The 18,219-nt window shown below is 72.9% G+C and carries 20 protein-coding genes; 12 read left to right on the top strand and 8 right to left on the bottom strand.

Annotated features, from left to right (window positions below; translation table 11 throughout):
• Position 1: 1 nt before the first annotated feature.
• Together ACFU97_RS04310 and ACFU97_RS04305 are read right to left on the bottom strand one after the other, a co-directional pair.
• A complete protein-coding gene (locus ACFU97_RS04310) occupies positions 2-853 on the bottom strand; it encodes a transglutaminase-like domain-containing protein (protein WP_384250637.1) in 852 nt (283 codons plus the stop codon).
• Positions 854-885: 32 nt separating this feature from the next.
• Positions 886-1,893 carry a GNAT family N-acetyltransferase gene (locus ACFU97_RS04305; RefSeq protein WP_384250634.1) on the bottom strand — a complete coding sequence of 336 codons (1,008 nt, stop codon included), beginning with the start codon at positions 1,891-1,893 and terminating at the stop codon, positions 886-888.
• 140 nt (positions 1,894-2,033) lie between these two features.
• Between ACFU97_RS04305 and fdxA the strand changes: the two genes are divergently transcribed.
• Positions 2,034-2,354: a ferredoxin gene (fdxA, locus tag ACFU97_RS04300; RefSeq protein ID WP_030929316.1), complete on the top strand. Its 321-nt coding sequence runs from the start codon at positions 2,034-2,036 to the stop codon at positions 2,352-2,354.
• A gap of 126 nt (positions 2,355-2,480) precedes the next feature.
• Positions 2,481-3,572 carry a bifunctional succinyldiaminopimelate transaminase/glutamate-prephenate aminotransferase gene (locus ACFU97_RS04295; protein WP_384250632.1) on the top strand — a complete coding sequence of 364 codons (1,092 nt, stop codon included), beginning with the start codon at positions 2,481-2,483 and terminating at the stop codon, positions 3,570-3,572.
• Between the two features lie 78 nt (positions 3,573-3,650).
• On the opposite strand, the gene ACFU97_RS04290 is transcribed toward ACFU97_RS04295, so the two are convergent.
• Positions 3,651-4,115, bottom strand: a complete 465-nt coding sequence (locus ACFU97_RS04290; protein ID WP_384250631.1) for an ATP-binding protein — start codon at positions 4,113-4,115, stop codon at positions 3,651-3,653.
• 279 nt (positions 4,116-4,394) lie between these two features.
• On the bottom strand, positions 4,395-5,363 hold the full coding sequence (locus tag ACFU97_RS04285) for a heavy metal transporter (protein ID WP_384250629.1): 969 nt from the start codon (positions 5,361-5,363) through the stop codon (positions 4,395-4,397).
• Between the two features lie 85 nt (positions 5,364-5,448).
• On the opposite strand from ACFU97_RS04285, the gene dapE reads away from it, so the two are divergent.
• Both dapE and ACFU97_RS04275 read left to right on the top strand, forming a co-directional pair.
• The gene (gene dapE, locus ACFU97_RS04280; RefSeq protein WP_384250627.1) at positions 5,449-6,528 is read left to right on the top strand and encodes a succinyl-diaminopimelate desuccinylase; all 1,080 of its coding nucleotides are present in this window, start codon (positions 5,449-5,451) and stop codon (positions 6,526-6,528) included.
• Positions 6,529-6,642: 114 nt separating this feature from the next.
• Positions 6,643-7,401, top strand: a complete 759-nt coding sequence (locus tag ACFU97_RS04275) for a TIGR00730 family Rossman fold protein (RefSeq protein WP_384250625.1) — start codon at positions 6,643-6,645, stop codon at positions 7,399-7,401.
• Positions 7,402-7,408: 7 nt separating this feature from the next.
• Here the strand turns inward: ACFU97_RS04275 and folP are convergent, their stop codons facing one another.
• A complete protein-coding gene (gene folP, locus ACFU97_RS04270; protein WP_384250623.1) occupies positions 7,409-8,269 on the bottom strand; it encodes a dihydropteroate synthase in 861 nt (286 codons plus the stop codon).
• Positions 8,270-8,411: 142 nt separating this feature from the next.
• On the opposite strand from folP, the gene ACFU97_RS04265 reads away from it, so the two are divergent.
• Positions 8,412-8,768, top strand: a complete 357-nt coding sequence (locus ACFU97_RS04265; protein ID WP_384251120.1) for a DivIVA domain-containing protein — start codon at positions 8,412-8,414, stop codon at positions 8,766-8,768.
• Positions 8,765-9,346: a DNA-3-methyladenine glycosylase I gene (locus tag ACFU97_RS04260; protein ID WP_384250621.1), complete on the top strand. Its 582-nt coding sequence runs from the start codon at positions 8,765-8,767 to the stop codon at positions 9,344-9,346. Before ACFU97_RS04265 ends, ACFU97_RS04260 begins: the two co-directional genes overlap by 4 nt.
• A 15-nt stretch (positions 9,347-9,361) precedes the next feature.
• Here the strand turns inward: ACFU97_RS04260 and ACFU97_RS04255 are convergent, their stop codons facing one another.
• The gene (locus ACFU97_RS04255; RefSeq protein ID WP_384250618.1) at positions 9,362-10,165 is read right to left on the bottom strand and encodes an enoyl-CoA hydratase/isomerase family protein; all 804 of its coding nucleotides are present in this window, start codon (positions 10,163-10,165) and stop codon (positions 9,362-9,364) included.
• 373 nt (positions 10,166-10,538) lie between these two features.
• Here ACFU97_RS04255 and ACFU97_RS04250 point away from each other — a divergent pair, with 373 nt between their 5' ends.
• A complete protein-coding gene (locus ACFU97_RS04250) occupies positions 10,539-10,706 on the top strand; it encodes a DUF3117 domain-containing protein (RefSeq protein WP_003966491.1) in 168 nt (55 codons plus the stop codon).
• Between the two features lie 93 nt (positions 10,707-10,799).
• Here the strand turns inward: ACFU97_RS04250 and ACFU97_RS04245 are convergent, their stop codons facing one another.
• On the bottom strand, positions 10,800-11,447 hold the full coding sequence (locus ACFU97_RS04245; protein WP_384251117.1) for an O-methyltransferase: 648 nt from the start codon (positions 11,445-11,447) through the stop codon (positions 10,800-10,802).
• 301 nt (positions 11,448-11,748) lie between these two features.
• Between ACFU97_RS04245 and sigE the strand changes: the two genes are divergently transcribed.
• The 5 genes from sigE to ACFU97_RS04220 all read left to right on the top strand — a co-directional run bounded on the left by sigE (position 11,749) and on the right by ACFU97_RS04220 (position 17,012).
• Positions 11,749-12,450, top strand: a complete 702-nt coding sequence (gene sigE, locus ACFU97_RS04240; RefSeq protein WP_384250616.1) for an RNA polymerase sigma factor SigE — start codon at positions 11,749-11,751, stop codon at positions 12,448-12,450.
• Positions 12,447-13,436 carry an anti-sigma factor family protein gene (locus ACFU97_RS04235; RefSeq protein ID WP_384250613.1) on the top strand — a complete coding sequence of 330 codons (990 nt, stop codon included), beginning with the start codon at positions 12,447-12,449 and terminating at the stop codon, positions 13,434-13,436. The genes sigE and ACFU97_RS04235 overlap by 4 nt, the downstream gene beginning before the upstream one ends.
• Positions 13,437-13,574: 138 nt before the next feature.
• Positions 13,575-15,458: a trypsin-like peptidase domain-containing protein gene (locus ACFU97_RS04230; protein WP_384251115.1), complete on the top strand. Its 1,884-nt coding sequence runs from the start codon at positions 13,575-13,577 to the stop codon at positions 15,456-15,458.
• A gap of 183 nt (positions 15,459-15,641) precedes the next feature.
• A complete protein-coding gene (locus ACFU97_RS04225) occupies positions 15,642-16,082 on the top strand; it encodes a sec-independent translocase (protein WP_384250611.1) in 441 nt (146 codons plus the stop codon).
• 258 nt (positions 16,083-16,340) lie between these two features.
• A complete protein-coding gene (locus tag ACFU97_RS04220; protein WP_384250609.1) occupies positions 16,341-17,012 on the top strand; it encodes a hypothetical protein in 672 nt (223 codons plus the stop codon).
• A 54-nt stretch (positions 17,013-17,066) separates the two neighbouring features.
• On the opposite strand, the gene ACFU97_RS04215 is transcribed toward ACFU97_RS04220, so the two are convergent.
• The gene (locus tag ACFU97_RS04215; protein WP_384250607.1) at positions 17,067-18,200 is read right to left on the bottom strand and encodes an Mrp/NBP35 family ATP-binding protein; all 1,134 of its coding nucleotides are present in this window, start codon (positions 18,198-18,200) and stop codon (positions 17,067-17,069) included.
• Positions 18,201-18,219 lie beyond the last annotated feature (19 nt).

Genomic DNA, 18,219 nt, shown 5'->3' with positions numbered 1-18,219 from the left:
CTCAGTTGAGCATCGCGCGAGCGACCCGCGCCTGCCCCCGCACCCGCTCCGCCGCCGCCTCGTCCGCCGCGGCGACCACGTCCGCGTACGCCTCCAGCTCGGCGGCCCCCCGCAGAAAATCCCCCCGCTGCACGAGCAGATGCGCCCGCTCGTAGCGCAGCCGCGCCGGATGCGACGGCAGCAGCAGCGACAACTCCACCGCCCACAACGCCACGTCCGACCGCTCGGGCCGGGCCGCCGCCCACGCGCGGATGTTGTTCAGGATGCGCGACACCACCTCCAGAGGCGCCGCCGGCACCAGCATCGACCGGTCCAGCGGCGCCCCCGTCGCCCCGGCCACCAGCACCTCCGCGTCGCCCCCGGTGAGCACCCGCCCCCCGTCGAAGGGATCGACCAGCACCTGCGCGTCCTCGGGGCCGAAGCCGACCACGAAGTGCCCCGGCAGGGCGACCCCGTAGACCGGCGCCCCGGCCCGCCGCGCGACCTCAACCCACACCACCGACAGCAGGATCGGCAGCCCGCGCCGCCGCCGCAGCACCTCGTGCAGCAGCGAGGACTCCAGGCGCTGGTAGTCGGCCGGGGAGCCGCAGAACCCCTCCCGCGCGCCGAGCAGATGGTGCAGCGCCGTCGCCCACGACATCGGCCCGCCGGGCCGGAACGGCAGCTGCCCCGCCAGCCGGTCCAGCTCCATCTGCGCGGCGTCGATGCCCGCCTCGTCCAGGGCCCCGTCCGCCTCCGCGCCCACCAGCAGGCACAGCTGCGACAGATCCGGCCGCTCGGACCGCGCCTCCTCGGCGAACCGCCGCCGCAGCTCGGCGGACCGCTCGGGCGAAGGGGGGTATGGGGGACGCATAGCAGGCTCGTGCCCTCTCACGGCGATCGGTACTACTGGCCGCTGCCGGGAGCCGCCGGTTCCCGGTAGTGGTGGTACGCGTGGTGCGCGGCGAAGCCCATCCCGGCGTACAGCGCCTGCGCCCCCGCGTTGTCCGTCTCGACCTGGAGCCAGGCGGCCGAGGCGCCCTCGTCCAGCGCCCGCCCGGCCAGCGCCGCCATCACGGTGGTGGCGAGGCCGCGGCGCCGGAACGCGGGATCCACCTCGACGGCGGCGAAGGACGCCCACCGCCCGTCCACCACGCACCGCCCGATCGCCGCGGGCGCGCCGTCACCGGGAACCGTCGCGAACCACACCGACGGACCGCTGCCCAGCACCCGCAGCGCCACCTCGCTCACGCCCTTGCGCTGATAGCGCGCGAGCCACGCCTCGTCGGCGGCCCGGGACAGCGCGACCTCCGGGCCGCCGGCCCGGTCGGCGACCGGCGCGAGCGCCCCGGTCCACAGCCCCGCGCTCACCTCGCGCACCCACCCGCGCCGCTCCAGCTCCGCGCACAGCAGCTCCTGCGTGCCCTCGGCGCCGGTCGCGGTCTGGACGTAGGCGGGCAGCCCGCGCTCGCCGTACCAGCGCCGTACGGCGCTCAGCGCCTCGTCGAGCGGCAGTCCCGGGTCGCCCAGCGGCAGTACGGAATTGGCGCGCCGGGTGAACCCGGACGCGGCCCGCAGCTCCCACTCGCCGAGCCGTTCGCTCTCCACCGGCCGCCACGCGCGCGAGGAGACCCGGGCGAGCTCCTCGTAGGAGGCGGCGGGTCCGCGGCGCCGCGCCGGGGCCGCGGGCACGACCTTCCCCGCGACCAGCGCGGATTCCGCGATGCGGACGCTTTCGCCGTCCTTCCGTGTGATCAGCAGCACACCGTCGTCCCATGATGTGAGAACACCCACCGTGTCGGTGAACTTCTCCTCCGGGACCGGTGATTCGATCAAGCACCGGACGGAGACCCGTTTCCCCACGTCAGCAGCGGTGATTCGGACCTCGAGACGTCCTTTGGCCGAGATTTCCACAGGTCAGTTCACCCCTCCTGTTCGGATCATGCCCAAGAACGGAGATACTAGGGGCGGGCATCGACGACGCCGCGCTCCCGCGCGCCAGGCGGCGGAGCCTACGGAGGCCCGCCGGCGCCCAATCGAGGAGGAACGACAGCGTGACCTACGTCATCGCGCAGCCTTGTGTCGACGTCAAGGACAAGGCGTGCATCGAGGAGTGCCCGGTCGACTGCATCTACGAGGGCCAGCGGTCCTTGTACATCCACCCGGACGAATGCGTCGACTGCGGTGCCTGTGAACCGGTCTGCCCGGTCGAGGCGATCTTCTACGAGGACGACACTCCGGAGGAGTGGAAGGACTACTACAAGGCGAACGTCGAGTTCTTCGACGAGCTCGGCTCCCCCGGCGGCGCCAGCAAGCTGGGCCTGATCGAGCGGGACCACCCCTTCATCGCCGCGCTGCCGCCGCAGGCCGAGTAATCAGCAGGCGGCCCGCACACCGCGCCGCCTCGGTCCCGTACGGCCGCATCGCCTCGATCGCCGTACGGGGCCGAGGCGTTTGCCGTGCGAGGGCCCGTTGCCGTACCAGAAAGTGAGCCAGATCCCGTGTCCGCAGTCTCCGAACGCCTGCCCACCTTCCCCTGGGACAAGCTGGAGCCGTACAAGAAGACGGCCGCCGCGCATCCGGACGGCATCGTCGACCTCTCCGTCGGCACCCCGGTCGACCCCGTTCCCGACCTGGTCCAGAAGGCCCTGATCGACGCGGCGGACTCCCCGGGCTATCCGACGGTGTGGGGCACCCCGGCGCTGCGCGACGCGATCACCGGCTGGGTCGAGCGCCGGCTCGGCGCCCGCGGGGTCACCCACCGGCACGTGCTGCCGATCGTCGGCTCCAAGGAGCTCGTCGCCTGGCTCCCGACGCAGCTGGGCCTCGGCCCCGGCGACCGGGTGGCGTACCCGCGGCTGGCGTACCCGACGTACGAGGTCGGCGCGCGTCTGGCCCGCGCGGAGTACGAGGTCTACGACGACCCGACCACGCTCGACCCCGAGGGGCTGAAGCTCCTCTGGCTCAACTCGCCCTCCAATCCCACCGGCAGGGTCCTGCCGAAGGAGGAGCTGACCCGGATCGTCGCCTGGGCCCGCGAGCACCGCGTCCTGGTCTTCTCCGACGAGTGCTACCTGGAGCTCGGCTGGGAGGCCGACCCGGTCTCGGTGCTGCACCCGGACGTCAACGGCGGTTCCCTCGAGGGCATCGTGGCCGTCCACTCCCTCTCCAAGCGGTCCAACCTCGCCGGATACCGCGCGGCCTTCCTGGCCGGCGACCCGGCGGTCCTCGGCCCGCTGCTGGAGATCCGCAAGCACGGCGGCATGATGACGCCGGCGCCCACGCAGGCGGCCGTGGTGGCGGCCCTGGGCGACGACAGCCACGTCCGCGAGCAGCGGGAGCGGTACGCGGCGCGGCGCACGGCGCTGCGCGCGGCGCTGGAGGGGCACGGCTTCCGCATCGAGCACAGCGAGGCCAGCCTCTACCTGTGGGCGACGCGCGACGAGTCCTGCTGGGACACCGTGGCCCACCTGGCCGAGCTCGGCATCCTGGTCGCGCCGGGCGACTTCTACGGCCCGGCGGGCGAGCGGTTCGTCCGGGTGGCGCTGACCGCGACGGACGAGCGGGTGCGGGCGGCGGCCGCGCGTCTGTGACGCCGCGCGGCCCGCTGCGGCCGTGGACACGCCGAAGGGGCCCGGGAGAGATCCCGGGCCCCTTCGCCGTACAGGATGTCAGCCGCCGATCGGCAGGCCCTTCACCGGCAGGGTGGCGGGAGCCGGCAGGCCGCCCTTGGTCAGCGAGTCGGTCGGCAGGCCGCCGTCCTTGGTCGCCGACTGGGTGGTGACACCGACGATCTCGCCGACGGAGCCGGCCGCGCTGCCCGCCGCCTTCTGCGCGGCCGGGGCCGCCTTCTTGGCCACGCTGCCACCGGTCTTGCCCGCGTTCGGCACCGCCTTCTTCACGGCGTTGGCGCCGGCGTCGCCCGCGATCCCGGTGACGTTCTGCGCCGCGCCGTCGACGGTGTTGCCGACGCTTGCCCCGTCCAGCGCGGTCAGGCCACCGACGTTCGGGGTGGCGGGGAGCTGGGGGGCAGCGCTTGCCGCGCTCGCCGCGCCGGCCGCGCCGACCCCGGCAGCCGCTCCCGCTGCGACGAGCAGCGCGGCACGGGCGATCCGACGGGTCAGGGGGAGGGACATGGTGCTCCTTCGATGGAGGTTGATCGTCCGGTCTCGGACGCAGTAGTTACCGCTCGAAGGGCTCGAAGGTTGCGGCGCCCCAACGTAAAGAGTTGGCAATGCGTCGCATAATCGGCTGCGGATAAAAACGGGCAAAATGCGCACGGTCCGAAAGTCTGCGGAATCCTTACGCCCCTTTGTTTTCAAGGGCTTTTACGGTTGCTGGGGTGAGGGCGCGAAAACCTGCCCACATCAGGGGCCGGGTATGCCACACCTAACCCGTGCGGGTGACGGACCGTACTACTGCGCAGTGACGATGCGTACCGCGCCCGCGGTCCGCTGGGCCCCGCCGGCGCCGCTCCCCGCGGCGAGCGGGCGCCACCGGCTGTCGGTGTTCCCGGCGACCCACTCGCGGCCGCCGTACTGCACCCGCTCGATGTGCAGCGCCGAGGCGTTGGCCACGGCCCAGTGCGCGAGCTGCCAGCCGCGCTGCCGCACACCGCGGCCCTTGGCCGGGCTCGTGTCCGTGTCGACGGGGAGCGTGACGGTCCGCGCGCTCGGGGTGGAGGCGGGCGCCGGCGTGGAGGCGGCGCCCACCTCGACCGCGGCGGGCTGCAGCGCGTCCCGCCCGAAGTCCCGCACCAGTGCGGCCCGTACGCCGTCCGGGCCCGTCGCCTGCGTCGCGGCCGGGCGGCCGTCGCAGGTCAGCGTGGCGGCCGCGTTGCCGGTGAGGGCGGCGGAGAGCAGCTCGGCGTCCGGCTCGTGCTTGGCGTACGCCTCCGGGAAGCCGCTGCGCTGCACGCGCTGCGCGGCCACCGTGAGCGGCAGCTTGGTGTAGTCGGGCACCTTGGCCAGGTGCTGGTAGAAGGCGCCCGCCGCGTACGTCGGGTCCAGGATCTGCTTCTCGGTGCCCCAGCCCTGCGAGGGCCGCTGCTGGAACAGGCCGAGCGAATCGCGGTCGCCGTGCTCGATGTTGCGCAGGCCCGACTCCTGCAGCGCCGTGGCCAGCGCGATGGTCACCGCCCGCTCCGGCATGCCGCGCCCGGTGCCCACGGCGGCGATGGTCGCCGCGTTCACCGCCTGCTCCGGGGTGAAGTCGTAGGCCGCCTTGCCGTCCCCGTCCGAGACGACCCGGCAGCCCGGCGCGCCTCTGCCGCCGGTGACGTACTGCACCGCGAGGTAGCCCGCGAGCGCGAGGAGGACCACGAGGGCCGCTCCGAACCGGAGGAAGCGGCCACGGCGTTTGGGGGAGGGAGACGGCTCTGGCACGCCGTACAAGGTAGCGGAGGCCGTCGTGACCCATGCGCCCGATGGGGGCGGTGGGGCCGCGCGGTGGCGGGTTAGGGTCGACGGCATGGCCGACACCGCACTTGACCTCACCCTGGACGCTGCCGAGCTCACCGCGCAGCTCGTCGACCTCCCCTCCGAGAGCGGCACGGAGAAGCCGCTCGCCGACGCGATCGAGGGCGCCCTGCGTGCCCTTCCGCACCTGACGGTCGAGCGGTACGGCAACAACGTCGTCGCGCGCACGGACCTCGGCCGCCCGGAGCGGGTCGTCCTGGCCGGGCACATCGACACGGTGCCGATCGCCGGCAACGTCCCCTCGCGGCTGGACGCGGACGGCGTCCTGTGGGGCTGCGGCACGTGCGACATGAAGTCGGGCGTGGCGGTGCAGTTGCGCATCGCGGCGACGGTGCCGGCCCCCAACCGCGACCTGACCTTCGTCTTCTACGACAACGAGGAGGTGGCGGCGGAGCTCAACGGCCTCAAGCACGTCGCCGAGGCCCGGCCGGACTGGCTCCAGGGAGACTTCGCGGTGCTGCTGGAGCCGTCGGACGGCGAGGTCGAGGGCGGCTGCCAGGGCACCCTGCGGGTGCTGCTGAAGACCACGGGGGAGCGGGCGCACTCGGCGCGCAGCTGGATGGGCTCCAACGCGATCCACGCGGCCGCGCCGATCCTGGCCCGCCTCGCGTCGTACGAACCGCGCTACCCGGTGATCGACGGCCTGGAGTACCGGGAGGGCCTGAACGCGGTGGGCATCTCGGGCGGCGTGGCCGGCAACGTCATCCCCGACGAGTGCGTGGTCACGGTCAACTTCCGCTACGCGCCCGACCGTACGGAGGAGGAGGCGATCGCCCACGTCCGCGAGGTCTTCGCGGACTGCGGCGTGACGGAGTTCGTGGTGGACGACCACAGCGGCGCGGCCCTGCCGGGCCTCGGCCACCCGGCCGCGGCGGCCTTCATCGAGGCGGTGGGCGGCACTCCGCAGCCCAAGTACGGCTGGACGGACGTGTCGCGCTTCTCCTCCCTCGGCATCCCCGCGGTCAACTACGGCCCCGGCAATCCGCACTTGGCGCACAAGCGGGACGAACGGGTCGAAACGGCGAAGATCCTGGCCGGTGAGGAGCGCCTGCGGGCGTGGCTGACCGCCTGACCCGGTGACCGCCGTGCCGGGGCCGCTGCACCGCGGACATGCGCACGTCCCCCGTCCGTAACCCGCGTAGATCTACGCTGAGGTGGAAACACCCCGCAAGCGGAGGGAGCGCACATGGCCACCGGGAACCCAGAAGGCAAGAAGGTGCCGCCGGACGAGCAGCGCCTGGGTCCGGTCCTCCGCAGGCGGGGACAGGTCACGGCGAGCACGACCGACCAGCGGCTGCTCGACGCCGGCGGCCCCTCGGACTGGGTGCACACCGACCCCTGGCGCGTCCTGCGCATCCAGTCGGAGTTCATCGAGGGCTTCGGCACGCTGGCCGAACTGCCGCCCGCGATCAGCGTCTTCGGCTCGGCGCGCACCAAGCCGGACTCGCCGGAGTACGAGGCGGGCGTACGCCTGGGACGCGGCCTGGTGGAGGCCGGCTGGGCGGTGATCACCGGCGGCGGGCCCGGCGCCATGGAGGCGGCCAACCGGGGCGCCTGCGAGGCGAAGGGCATCTCGGTCGGCCTCGGCATCGAGCTCCCCTTCGAGCAGGGGCTCAACCCGTACGTCGACATCGGCCTGAACTTCCGCTACTTCTTCGTCCGCAAGATGATGTTCGTCAAGTACGCGCAGGGCTTCGTGGTCCTGCCCGGCGGCCTCGGCACCCTCGACGAGCTCTTCGAGGCGCTGACCCTGGTCCAGACGCAGAAGGTCACCCGCTTCCCGATCGTCCTGTTCGGCAGCGCGTACTGGGGCGGACTGGTCGAGTGGCTGAAGAACACCCTGGTCGCACAGGGCAAGGCGGCGGAGAAGGACCTGCTGCTGTTCCACGTCACGGACGACGTGGACGAGGCGGTCGCCCTGGTCTCCAAGGAAGCCGCTCGCTGACCCCGTCCTACGCGAGTCCCCGGCGGGCGACCGCCGGGGGCCGGTGGCCCGCGATCGCCGCCACCATGTCCAGCACCTGCCGGGTCTCCGCCACCTCGTGCACGCGGTAGACCTGCGCCCCGAGCCACGCCGAGACGGCGGTGGTCGCGAGCGTCCCCACCACCCGCTCCTTGACGGGCTTGTCCAGGGTCTCGCCCACGAAGTCCTTGTTGGACAGGGACACCAGCACCGGCCAGCCCGTCGCGACCATCTCGCCCAGCCGCCTCGTCGCCTCCAGGCTGTGCCGCGTGTTCTTCCCGAAGTCGTGCCCGGGGTCGATCAGCACGGACTCCCGGGGCACGCCCAGCGCCACGGCCCGCTCGGCCAGCCCCAGCGTCACCTCCAGGATGTCCGCCACGACGTCGTCGTACGTCACCCGGTGCGGTCTGGTCCGCGGCTCGGCGCGGCCCGCGTGCGTGCACACCAGCCCCGCCTCGTACCGCGCGGCGACCTCCGCCAGCCCGGGGTCGACGCCGCCCCACGCGTCGTTGAGCAGATCCGCGCCGGCCTCGCACACGGCCTCGCCGACCTCGGCCCGCCAGGTGTCCACGCTGATGACGACGTCGGGGAAGCGCCTGCGCACCTCGGCGACGAAGCCCACCGTCCGCCGCGCCTCCTCCTCGGCGGTCACCTCCTCGCCCGGGCCGGCCTTGACCCCGCCGATGTCGATGATGGCGGCGCCCTCGGCCACCGCCTGCTCCACGCGCGCGAGGGCGGGTTCGTCGCGGAAGGTCGCCCCCTGGTCGTAGAAGGAGTCCGGGGTCCGGTTCACGATCGCCATGATCACCGGCTCGTGGGGCCCGAATTCACGCCTGCCCAGCCTGAGCATCCCCTGTGACCTCTCCTAGAACGTCCTGGGTCCTGTGGCCTTTCGGCCGCCTGCGACCCTAACTGTCGCAGGCGCATGGCACGATCGGACCCTGACACTTTCCGCTTTCCGAGCATCGAGCGTGGGGACCACAGCGATGGTTATGTTCTTGTTCCTGGTCGTCGCTCTCGCCGTCGTGGTCGCCGCGGTGACCCTCGCGGTGGTGGGTGGCGGCGAAGGCCAGGGCCCGCTGCCCGAGGTGGCCCCCGAGCGGCTGCAGGACCCGCTGCCGCCGGACCGACCGGTCGGGCGCGCCGACGTCGACGCGCTGCGCTTCCCGCTCGCCGCCCGCGGCTACCGCATGTCGGACGTCGACGACGCCCTCAGCCGCCTCGGCGCCGAGCTCGCCGAGCGCGACGCCCGCATCTCCGACCTGGAGTCCGCGCTGGCGGGCGCCCGGGCCGCCGCCCACCATGTCTCCATGCACAAGCCGGCCCCCGGCCAGGGGGAGCAGCAGTGAGCGACGGCACCGCGATCGCCGGACCGGACGGCGCCCTGCGCTGCCCCTGGGCCCTGTCCACCGAGGACTACGTGGCGTACCACGACGAGGAGTGGGGCCGCCCGGTCCACGGCGACGACGCCCTCTACGAGCGCCTGAGCCTGGAGGCCTTCCAGTCCGGCCTGTCCTGGATCACGATCCTGCGCCGCCGGCCCGGCTTCCGCGCCGCCTTCGCCGAGTTCAGGATCGAGAAGGTCGCCACCTTCACGGACGAGGACCGCGAGCGCCTGCTCGCGGACGCGGGCATCATCCGCAACCGCGCCAAGATCGACGCGACGCTCGCCAACGCCCGCGCGCTCGCCGGCTGGGCGCCGGGCGAGCTGGACGAGCTGATCTGGTCCCACGCCCCGGCGCCCGGCCGCCCCGCCCCCAAGACCCTCGCCGACGTCCCCGCGGTCACCCCCGAGTCGACGGCCCTGTCCAAGGCCCTGAAGAAGAAGGGCCTGCGGTTCGTGGGGCCGACGACCGCTTACGCCCTCATGCAGGCGTGCGGACTGGTGAACGACCACCTGGAAAGCTGCGTCGCACGCCGGCCGTGAGCGGGGCGGTGCGGGTCAGCGCCCCAGATACTTCGGCTTCTCCTTGTTGACGAAGGCCTGCACCGCGATCGCGTGGTCCTCCGACGACCCCGCGCGCGTCTGCAGCTCGTCCTCCTTGTCCAGCGTCTCGGACAGGGAGTGCGACAGCCCGTAGGCCACCGCCTCCTTGATCGCCCCGTAGGCGACCGTCGGCCCCTCGGCGAGCGCCCGCGCCACCTTCTCCGCCTCGGCCCGCAGCTCGGCGGCCGGCACCAGCCGGTTCGCCACGCCGAGTTCGTACGCCTCCTGGGCCTTGATGCTGCGCGGGAAGAGCAGCAGGTCGGCGGCGCGGCCGGGGCCCACCACCCGCGGCAGCGTCCACGAGATGCCCGAGTCGGCCGTCAGGGCCACCCCGGCGAACGACGTGTTGAAGGCGGCGGTGTCCGCCACGACCCGGTAGTCCGCGGCCAGCGCGAAGCCGAAGCCGGCGCCCGCCGCGACCCCGTTCACCCCGGCCACCACGGGCTTCGGCATCCCGGCGATCGCCCGCACGATCGGGTTGTAGTGCTCCTTCACCGTGCTCATCGTCTGCCCGGAGCCCGTCTCCCGGTCCTGCACCAGCAGCCCGATGTGCTCCTTGAGGTCCTGGCCGACGCAGAACGCCCGGTCGCCGGCGGCGGTCAGCAGCACCGCGCGCACCGCGTCGTCCCCGGCCGCGGCGCCGACCGCCTCCCGCAGGGCGACCTTGGTCGCGATGTTCAGCGCGTTCATCGCCTCGGGGCGGTTGAGCGTGATCGTCGCGAGCCCGTCGCTCACCTCGTAGAGCACGGTGTCGGCCATGGTGTGTCCCCTCCGCTGTCGCGGTTCAGGCGTACCGGCCGGTACGCCCCTGTCCGTAGGACAGCATGGCGGAGAGACACCGGAGCGGACGTGTGACCTGCGTCAAAGAATTATCGACGATTTCCGGTCGGCCAACGTCGACGGGGTGGCGCAGTATCGCAGTCACATCGCCGAATTGAGTGGTTTTGCTCGCGCGCGTTGCCCAAGCGATGCCGACTGATGTTGGTCATCGGGTCCTGAGATGCGGGATAATGGCTTGGAAGCAATGTGTTCGATGCCGGTGTCGCGTGTCCCAGTCCCACGCTGTGGCCCGCGCGTGCCCTCCCGGGCCGTCGGCTTTGACGATGAGCTGGTTTCAGGAAGGGGAACGAGCATGGCGGCCATGAAGCCGCGGACGGGCGATGGCCCGCTCGAGGTGACCAAGGAGGGGCGGGGCATCGTCATGCGCGTTCCGCTCGAAGGCGGCGGTCGGCTCGTCGTCGAGCTGACCCCTGACGAGGCCGACGCGCTCGGCGACGCCCTCAAGAAGGTCGTCGGCTGACGCGGAAGCGACCATACCCCTTCAGCCGCCCCGGCACCCACATGGTGCCGGGGCCGCTGTTTCACCGGGCCTTGCGCCCGGTCGCCGGGCGGCTCAGTGGTCCTGCACCGGCCGCTTGACCGCGCACAGCAGCCCGTCGCCCACCGGCAGCAGCGACGGCAGCAGCTCCTGACTCTCGCGCACCGCGCGCAGCAGTTCCCGCAGCCGCAGCACCTCGGACGGCTGCGGTCCGGAGTCCACCGTGCGGCCGTTCGCGAAGACCCCCTCGAAGACGACGAGGCCCCCCGGGCGCAGCAGGCGCAACGATTCAGCGAGGTAGTCCATGACCTCCTGCCGGTCGCCGTCGCAGAAGACGAGGTCGTAGCCGGCGTCCGCCAGCCGGGGCAGGACGTCCAGGGCGCGCCCCGGGATGAAACGGGCGCGGTTGCTGGCGAAACCGGAGGCGCGGAAGGCCTGGCGGGCGAACTGCTGGTGCTCGGGCTCGGGGTCCACCGTGGTCAGTACCCCGTCCGGGCGCATGCCGTGCAGCAGATGGATGCCGGAGACGCCGGTGCCGGTGCCGATCTCGGCGACCGCCTTGGCGTCGACGGAGGCCGCCAGCAACCGCAGCGCGAAGCCCGTGCCGGGCGCCACCGAGCGCAGCCCTGCCTCACGGGCCCGGTCGCGGGCCCAGAGCAGCACCTCGTCCTCGGCGACGTAGGCGTCGGCGAACGCCCAGCTCGTCTGCCGGTTGCCGGTAATGACCCTCTCCTGTCCCCGTGGTTGCCTCGGCGTGACTGTATCCGTTGGGCCCGGGAACCCGCAGATGGGACCGGGCGTTAATAGGGGTACGGACGACGCCGGGGGGACACAGTTGGATCACGATGAGGGGCAGGCCCCGGAGCAACTGCAGACGCAGGGGTCCGAGGGGTGGCGACCCCTATCAAATTCTCGTAAAACCGCTTATCCGGAGCTAACGGGCGAGGTGGCTATGGTAGGGGCTCCACTGGACACCACCAGAGCCGACAGGGGAGGTGCGGCCGCGCCTGGGGACCGGGCAGGGGTGCTGCGGCGCTTCCTCGGATCAGCAGGCAGGCCGAAATCCGTGAACGACACCGCTGCTGACCACAGCCACGCCGCTGACCAGGCCCAGACCGCGACTTTCTCCACCGACGCGGACGGGCAGGCGTGGACTCCGCCCACCTGGGAGGAGATCGTCAGCACCCACAGCGGCCGCGTCTACCGGCTGGCCTACCGCCTGACCGGTAACCAGCACGACGCCGAGGACCTCACGCAGGAGGTCTTCGTCCGTGTCTTCCGCTCCCTGTCGACGTACACGCCGGGCACCTTCGAGGGCTGGCTGCACCGCATCACCACCAACCTCTTCCTGGACATGGTCCGCCGCAAGCAGCGCATCCGCTTCGACGCGCTGGGCGAGGACGCCGCGGAGCGGCTGCCCAGCCGCGAGCCGTCGCCGCAGCAGGTCTTCAACGACGCGCACTTCGACGCGGACGTCCAGCAGGCCCTCGACACCCTCGCGCCCGAGTTCCGCGCCGCGGTCGTGCTCTGCGACATCGAAGGACTGTCGTACGAGGAGATCGCCGCGACCCTCGGCGTCAAGCTCGGCACGGTCCGCTCCCGTATCCACCGCGGCCGTTCGCAGCTGCGCAAGGCCCTCGCGCACCGTGCGCCCCAGGCCCGGACCAAGGAGCGGCGCTCCTTCGCCCGTGTGCCCGCACTGGGAGGAGGGGGCGCGACCGCGTGAGCGAATCACGACCAAGCCCCGCCGAGAGGCGGCTGGCCGAACAGCATCTGGGAGACCGACTCTCCGCCCTGGTGGACGGAGAGCTCGGTCATGAGACGCGTGAGCGCGTCCTGGCCCACCTGGCCACCTGCGGCAGGTGCAAGGCGGAGGCGGAGGCGCAGCGGCAGCTGAAGAACGTCTTCGCCGAGGCGGCCCCGCCGCCGCCCTCCGAGAGTTTCCTGGCCCGCCTCCAGGGGCTCCCCGGGGGAGGTGACCCGGACGGCGGTGGCTCGCCGTTCGGCGGGGGAGGAATCCCCGGCGGACTCCCCGGACGGCCTGGCGTCACCGGGGTCTTCGGCATGAAGCGGAGCGAGCGCTTCGAGTTCGGCTACGTCCCCGCCTCGCCCGCGCACGCCCCGGTACTGCCGCCGTCCGCGGACCGCGGCTTCCGTATCCACGACGTCAGCCGGCACGAGTCCGAGCGCTCCGCCTCGCGCGGGATGCGGTTCGCGTTCGTCGCCGCGGGCGCCGTCTCGCTCGCCGCGATCGCGCTCGGCGGTGTCACGGCGGGCACGCCCACCGACACCGCGGACGCCCGCGGCACCGGCGCGGGCAGCAACGTCACCCCGGCGCGCACACAGGGCACGGGTGCCGCGACGGCCCCCGAGAACCAGCGCCGCCGCGGCACCACCCCGCTGCTCGCACAGGGCCGGCAGTCGCTGAACGACGTGCCGGTGGCCCCGACCGCGGTCTCCGCACCGCTGCTGCCGGGCGCCGCGAACCAGACGGACGCGGTGCAGGCACGGCAGCAGACCGTGCACACGCTGACCACGCCCGTGATGGCCGGCGCCGCCGTGATGTCCCCGCTGATACGGCCGCTCGAGGCGAACCCGCCCTTCACCCTGACCTCGTGGTCCAAGACCCCCGAGGTCGCGTCCCCCGGCCTGCTCGCCGCACCCGTCCCCGACTCGACTTCCGCTTCTTCCTCCCCCCGCACCTCACACTGACCGGTCTCTGCGTCACGGCCTGCGAACCTGGTTGAATCCAGGGTGGACCGCGTCCGCGGCAGCAAGCCGCGCGCGGAGTCGACAACCGAGGCCATGGCCGACGAGCCGTGCCGTGCCGTGGCCGGCTGTGGGGAGAACATGAACGAGGGGAAGCCCGCGAAGCCGAAGTGGTGGAGCCTGCCGCGCCGGCAGGACTCCGTGGGGGAGGCGGAGGGGGTCCCGTCCGCCGGCGGTGACTACGAGCTGAGCGGGCCGGAGGCAGCCGGCAGCGGGCGTGTTCCCCTGCCCGACGGCGACTTCGAACTGGCCCGTCCGGCGGGTGCGGGCGGCGAAGCCGTGTCCGGCGCCGAAGCAGTGCCGGCCGGCGAAGCCCCGTCCGGCGGTGCGGCCGTCGCGGCCCTGCCCGACGGTGACTTCGAGCTGAGGCGCCCCGAGGACGCGGCCGAGGCGACGGACGCGGCCGACGTGACGGACGTGGCGGACGTGAGCGAAGCCCCCGTGACGGCGCCCGCCGTCGAGCGCCCCGGCCCCCTGCACGACCCGGACCCCTACAGCACCCCGCCGTACGGCGAGCCGGGCCCCTGGGCGCCCGCTCCGCCCGTGCAGCACCCGGCGGCGGGCACACCCGCGCAGGGCACCGCGACACCGGCGCCACCACCGGCCTCCGTGCTCCCGACGCCCGTACCCGTACCGCCGCAGTCCCATGGCGCCCCGGCCCCGGCTCCGGCTCCCATCCCGGCACCCGCTCCCGTGCCCCCGCAGACCCACACGCTGCCCGCCCCCGAGGCCCCCGCCCCCGCGAGCCCGGCCGCCGCCCACCCCGCCACCCCCTGGCACACCTACGACCCCTGGTCGTCCACCCCCCTCCAGCTGCACGGCGCGGCCGTGGAGGACAAGGACACGCGGCGCAGGCGGGTCCGGCGGGCCCTCGTCACCGGCGCCGTCGCCCTCGCGCTGGTGTCCGGAGGCGTCGGCGGTGTCCTCGGGGCCTACCTGGAGCGCAACGGCGGCGTAGGGGCCGTGGAGCTGCCGCAGGCGGGCAAGGAGCCCGCGGGCCGGGCTCCGGACAGCGTCGCCGGGATCGCCGCGCGGGCGCTGCCCAGCGTGGTCACCCTGCATGTGTCCGGCGCCGCGGAGTCCGGCACCGGGACCGGCTTCGTGCTCGACGCCCAGGGCCACATCCTCACCAACAACCACGTCGTCGAACCGGCCGCCGGCTCCTCGGGCCAGATATCGGTGACCTTCAACAGCGGGGACACGGCGAAGGCGACCGTCGTCGGCCGGGACAGCGGCTACGACCTCGCCGTCGTCAAGGTCAGCAACGTGCGGGGGCTCAAGCCCATGCCGCTCGGCAACTCCGACAACGTCCAGGTCGGCGACCCCGTCGTCGCCATCGGCGCCCCCTTCGACCTGGAGGGCACCGTCACCTCCGGCATCATCAGCGCCAAGGAGCGGCCGATCACGGCGGGCGGCAACAGCTCCGACGGCAGCGACGTGTCGTACGTCGACGCGCTCCAGACCGACGCGCCGATCAACCCCGGCAACTCCGGCGGGCCCCTGCTCGACACCCGGGCCCGGGTCATCGGCATCAACTCCGCCATCCGCTCCGCCGACGACGGCTCGGACTCGGGCGGCGGGCAGGCCGGGTCCATCGGGCTCGGCTTCGCCATCCCGGTCAACCAGGCCAAGCGCGTCGCCGAGGAGCTGATCAACACCGGCAAGGCGACCCACCCGGTCATCGGCGTCACCCTCGACATGGACTACACCGGCGACGGCGCCCGGGTCGGGGCGAAGGCCGAGAGCGGCGGTCCCGCCGTCACGCGCGGCGGCCCGGGCGACACGGCCGGCATCAAGGCGGGCGACGTCATCACGGCGGTGGACGGCCAGCGCGTGCACTCCGGCGAGGAACTGATCGTCAAGACCCGCGCGCACCGTCCCGGCGACCGCCTGGTGCTGACCGTGCGGCGCGACGGCAAGGAGAGGAAGATCTCGCTGGTCCTTGGTTCCTCCGAGGGCAGGTGAGGGCCCCACCCGGGCCCTCACAAGGCAAACAACGCCCCAAACCGCCCACGCGACCGCACTCGGAACCCCCGGGACAGTACCGGTCGTACGGGAACGCCGGGTACCGTGGATCCGGCCCGGACCACGGAAGACCCGCACAGACCACCGAGGGCCGAGGACCGAGGGACTCGCAAGGAGCTTCAGGTGTTCAATGACATAGGACCGCTCGAGCTGGTGACGCTCGTTGTCCTTGCCGTGCTCGTCTTCGGTCCGGACAAGCTCCCGAAGGTCATCCAGGACGTGACGCGGACGATCCGGAAGATCCGGGAGTTCTCGGAGAGCGCCAAGCAGGACATCCGGTCGGAGCTCGGCCCGGAGTTCAAGGACTTCGAGTTCGAGGACCTCAACCCCAAGACGTTCATCCGCAAGCAGATGGACAACGACGACCTGGGGCTCAAGGAGATCCGCAACGGCTTCGACCTGAAGAAGGAGATGGCCGAGGTCACGGACGCGGTGCACAGCCGCGAGACCGACGCGCCCTCCTCCCCGTCCGCCGGCGGCTCCTCGTCCTCCGGCGGTCGCGTCGACATGGCGAAGAAGCCCGACGAGGACGAGCGCCCGCCGTTCGACGCGGACGCCACCTGAGCCGGGCCCGCACGGCGCCGAGCTGCGCCCTCGTGCTGCTCACGCGCGCCGTACGTGATGCGTTTCATACCCCGCGGAGCCTGCGCACGGCCTGAACCCACCCCTCGGTGCGACCCACGCGCCGGGCGATTTCCGTGCTGTCCGGAGTGGGGTGGCTATGCTGCCGAGTTGTTGTGCGGACCGTACTTCGAGGAGTAAAGCCGCCCGAAGGGGGGCGGGCCGCTCCGGTCCGACGAGAACGAGGAGGCGTCCGGGCACATGGAGACGACGAGTCAGGCAGTCGCGCAGGCGCCGGGGACGGAGGGCGGACAACCGTTCCCCGTGGCCCGGCGCACGGTCGACGGCTACCTGCTGGCGCCCTTCCCGTGGTACGGCCTCGATGAGGCCTTCACGGGGCCGCGCTGGCTGATGCAGGTGGGGACGGCGGCCGACGGCGCCGTCGAGCACGGTTCGATCGGGCACGGCGACGAGCCCTCCGTGAAGAACGAGTTCGCGGTCGGCTCCGGCGACGAGCCGCGGGAGAAGTTCGCGGTGGTGGTGACCGTCGCGGCGAGCCCCGTGCGGCGCAGCGCCGACGGCACGGGGCTGCTGGAGGCCACGTCGGTCTCCTCGGCGGCCTGGCTGGCCGGTGTGGGGCTGCTGTCCTTCACCTGGCCCGGCCAGATGGACCACTCCCTGCGCGACGACTGGCTGGAGCAGCAGACGGAGACCGCCTGGGCGCTGGCCGACGACCTGTCGGGCCCCGAGTGGTCGACGCTCTCCCTGCCCGTGGACGGCGTTCCCACGCCGTTCCACTACCGGGAGTCCGAGTTCGGCTGGGTCCTGGCCGGCTCCACGCCGGAAGGGGTGCACCTGGGGGCGTACGGAAGAGGCATGAGCGCGTACGGCCTCGCCTTCGCCGTGATCAAGGACATCAAGGCGTACGCATGACGAAGGGGCGCCGTGCGGATGCGGCGCCCCTTCGCTTCAGTGCTGTGTCCCGGCTCAGAACTTGTTCTTCGGCGTGATCCCCAGGGACATGCCCGACAGGCCGCGCTGACGCCCGCCCAGCTTGCCCGCGATGCCCCGCAGGGCCGCGCCCGCCGGGGAGTCCGGGTCGCTCAGGACCACGGGCCTGCCCTCGTCGCCGCCCTCGCGGAGGCGGACGTCGATCGGGATGGCGCCGAGGACGGGGACCGTCGCACCCGTCGTCCGCGTGAGGCCGTCCGCCACCGTCTGGCCGCCGCCCGTGCCGAAGACGTCGACCATCTCACCGCAGTGCGGGCAGGGCAGGCCGGACATGTTCTCGACGACGCCCACGATCTTCTGGTGCGTCTGCACGGCGATGGAGCCGGCCCGCTCGGCGACCTCGGCCGCCGCCTGCTGGGGCGTGGTGACGACCAGGATCTCGGCGTTCGGGACCAGCTGGGCGACGGAGATGGCGATGTCGCCGGTGCCGGGCGGCAGGTCGAGCAGCAGGACGTCCAGGTCGCCCCAGTACACGTCCGCCAGGAACTGCTGGAGCGCGCGGTGCAGCATCGGGCCGCGCCAGACCACCGGGGCGTTGCCCGGGGTGAACATGCCGATGGAGATGACCTTCACGCCGTTGGCCGAAGGCGGCATGATCATGTTCTCGACCTGGGTGGGGCGGCCGTCCGCGCCGAGCATGCGCGGCACGCTGTGGCCGTAGATGTCGGCGTCCACGACACCGACCTTCAGCCCGTCGGCCGCCATCGCCGCCGCCAGGTTCACCGTCACCGAGGACTTGCCGACGCCGCCCTTGCCGGACGCGACCGCGTAGACACGCGTGAGCGAGCCCGGCTTGGCGAAGGGGACCTCGCGCTCGGCGGTGCCGCCGCGCAGGGCGCTCGCCAGCTCCTTGCGCTGCTCGTCGCTCATGACGTCCAGCGTGACGTCGACGCGGGTGACGCCCTCGACCCGCGAGACCGCCTCCGTCACGCGCTGTGTGATCGTCTCGCGCATCGGGCAGCCGGAGACCGTCAGGTACACGGTGACCGCGACCGTCCCGTCCGCGCCGATCCGGACCGACTTCACCATCCCGAGCTCGGTGATGGGCCGGTTGATCTCGGGGTCGTTCACCGTCGCCAGTGCCTCGCGCACCGCGTCTTCGCTAGCCATAAGGACGATGGTACGGCGC

Origin of the sequence: Streptomyces sp. NPDC057616, from assembly GCF_042800575.1 — a bacterium.
Lineage (GTDB): Bacteria > Actinomycetota > Actinomycetes > Streptomycetales > Streptomycetaceae > Streptomyces.
Note: the sequence above shows the minus strand (reverse complement) of the source record. Positions and strands in the feature narration are given on the sequence as shown.

Coding starts and splice junctions, on each gene's coding strand:
- ACFU97_RS04310 (WP_384250637.1), bottom strand. CDS start 853: ATGCGTCCCCCATACCCCCCTTCGCCCGAGCGGTCCGCCGAGCTGCGG.
- ACFU97_RS04290 (WP_384250631.1), bottom strand. CDS start 4,115: ATGTCCCTCCCCCTGACCCGTCGGATCGCCCGTGCCGCGCTGCTCGTC.
- dapE (WP_384250627.1), top strand. CDS start 5,449: ATGGCCGACACCGCACTTGACCTCACCCTGGACGCTGCCGAGCTCACC.
- ACFU97_RS04275 (WP_384250625.1), top strand. CDS start 6,643: ATGGCCACCGGGAACCCAGAAGGCAAGAAGGTGCCGCCGGACGAGCAG.
- folP (WP_384250623.1), bottom strand. CDS start 8,269: ATGCTCAGGCTGGGCAGGCGTGAATTCGGGCCCCACGAGCCGGTGATC.
- ACFU97_RS04265 (WP_384251120.1), top strand. CDS start 8,412: ATGTTCTTGTTCCTGGTCGTCGCTCTCGCCGTCGTGGTCGCCGCGGTG.
- ACFU97_RS04255 (WP_384250618.1), bottom strand. CDS start 10,165: ATGGCCGACACCGTGCTCTACGAGGTGAGCGACGGGCTCGCGACGATC.
- ACFU97_RS04250 (WP_003966491.1), top strand. CDS start 10,539: ATGGCGGCCATGAAGCCGCGGACGGGCGATGGCCCGCTCGAGGTGACC.
- ACFU97_RS04230 (WP_384251115.1), top strand. CDS start 13,575: ATGAACGAGGGGAAGCCCGCGAAGCCGAAGTGGTGGAGCCTGCCGCGC.
- ACFU97_RS04220 (WP_384250609.1), top strand. CDS start 16,341: ATGGAGACGACGAGTCAGGCAGTCGCGCAGGCGCCGGGGACGGAGGGC.
- ACFU97_RS04215 (WP_384250607.1), bottom strand. CDS start 18,200: ATGGCTAGCGAAGACGCGGTGCGCGAGGCACTGGCGACGGTGAACGAC.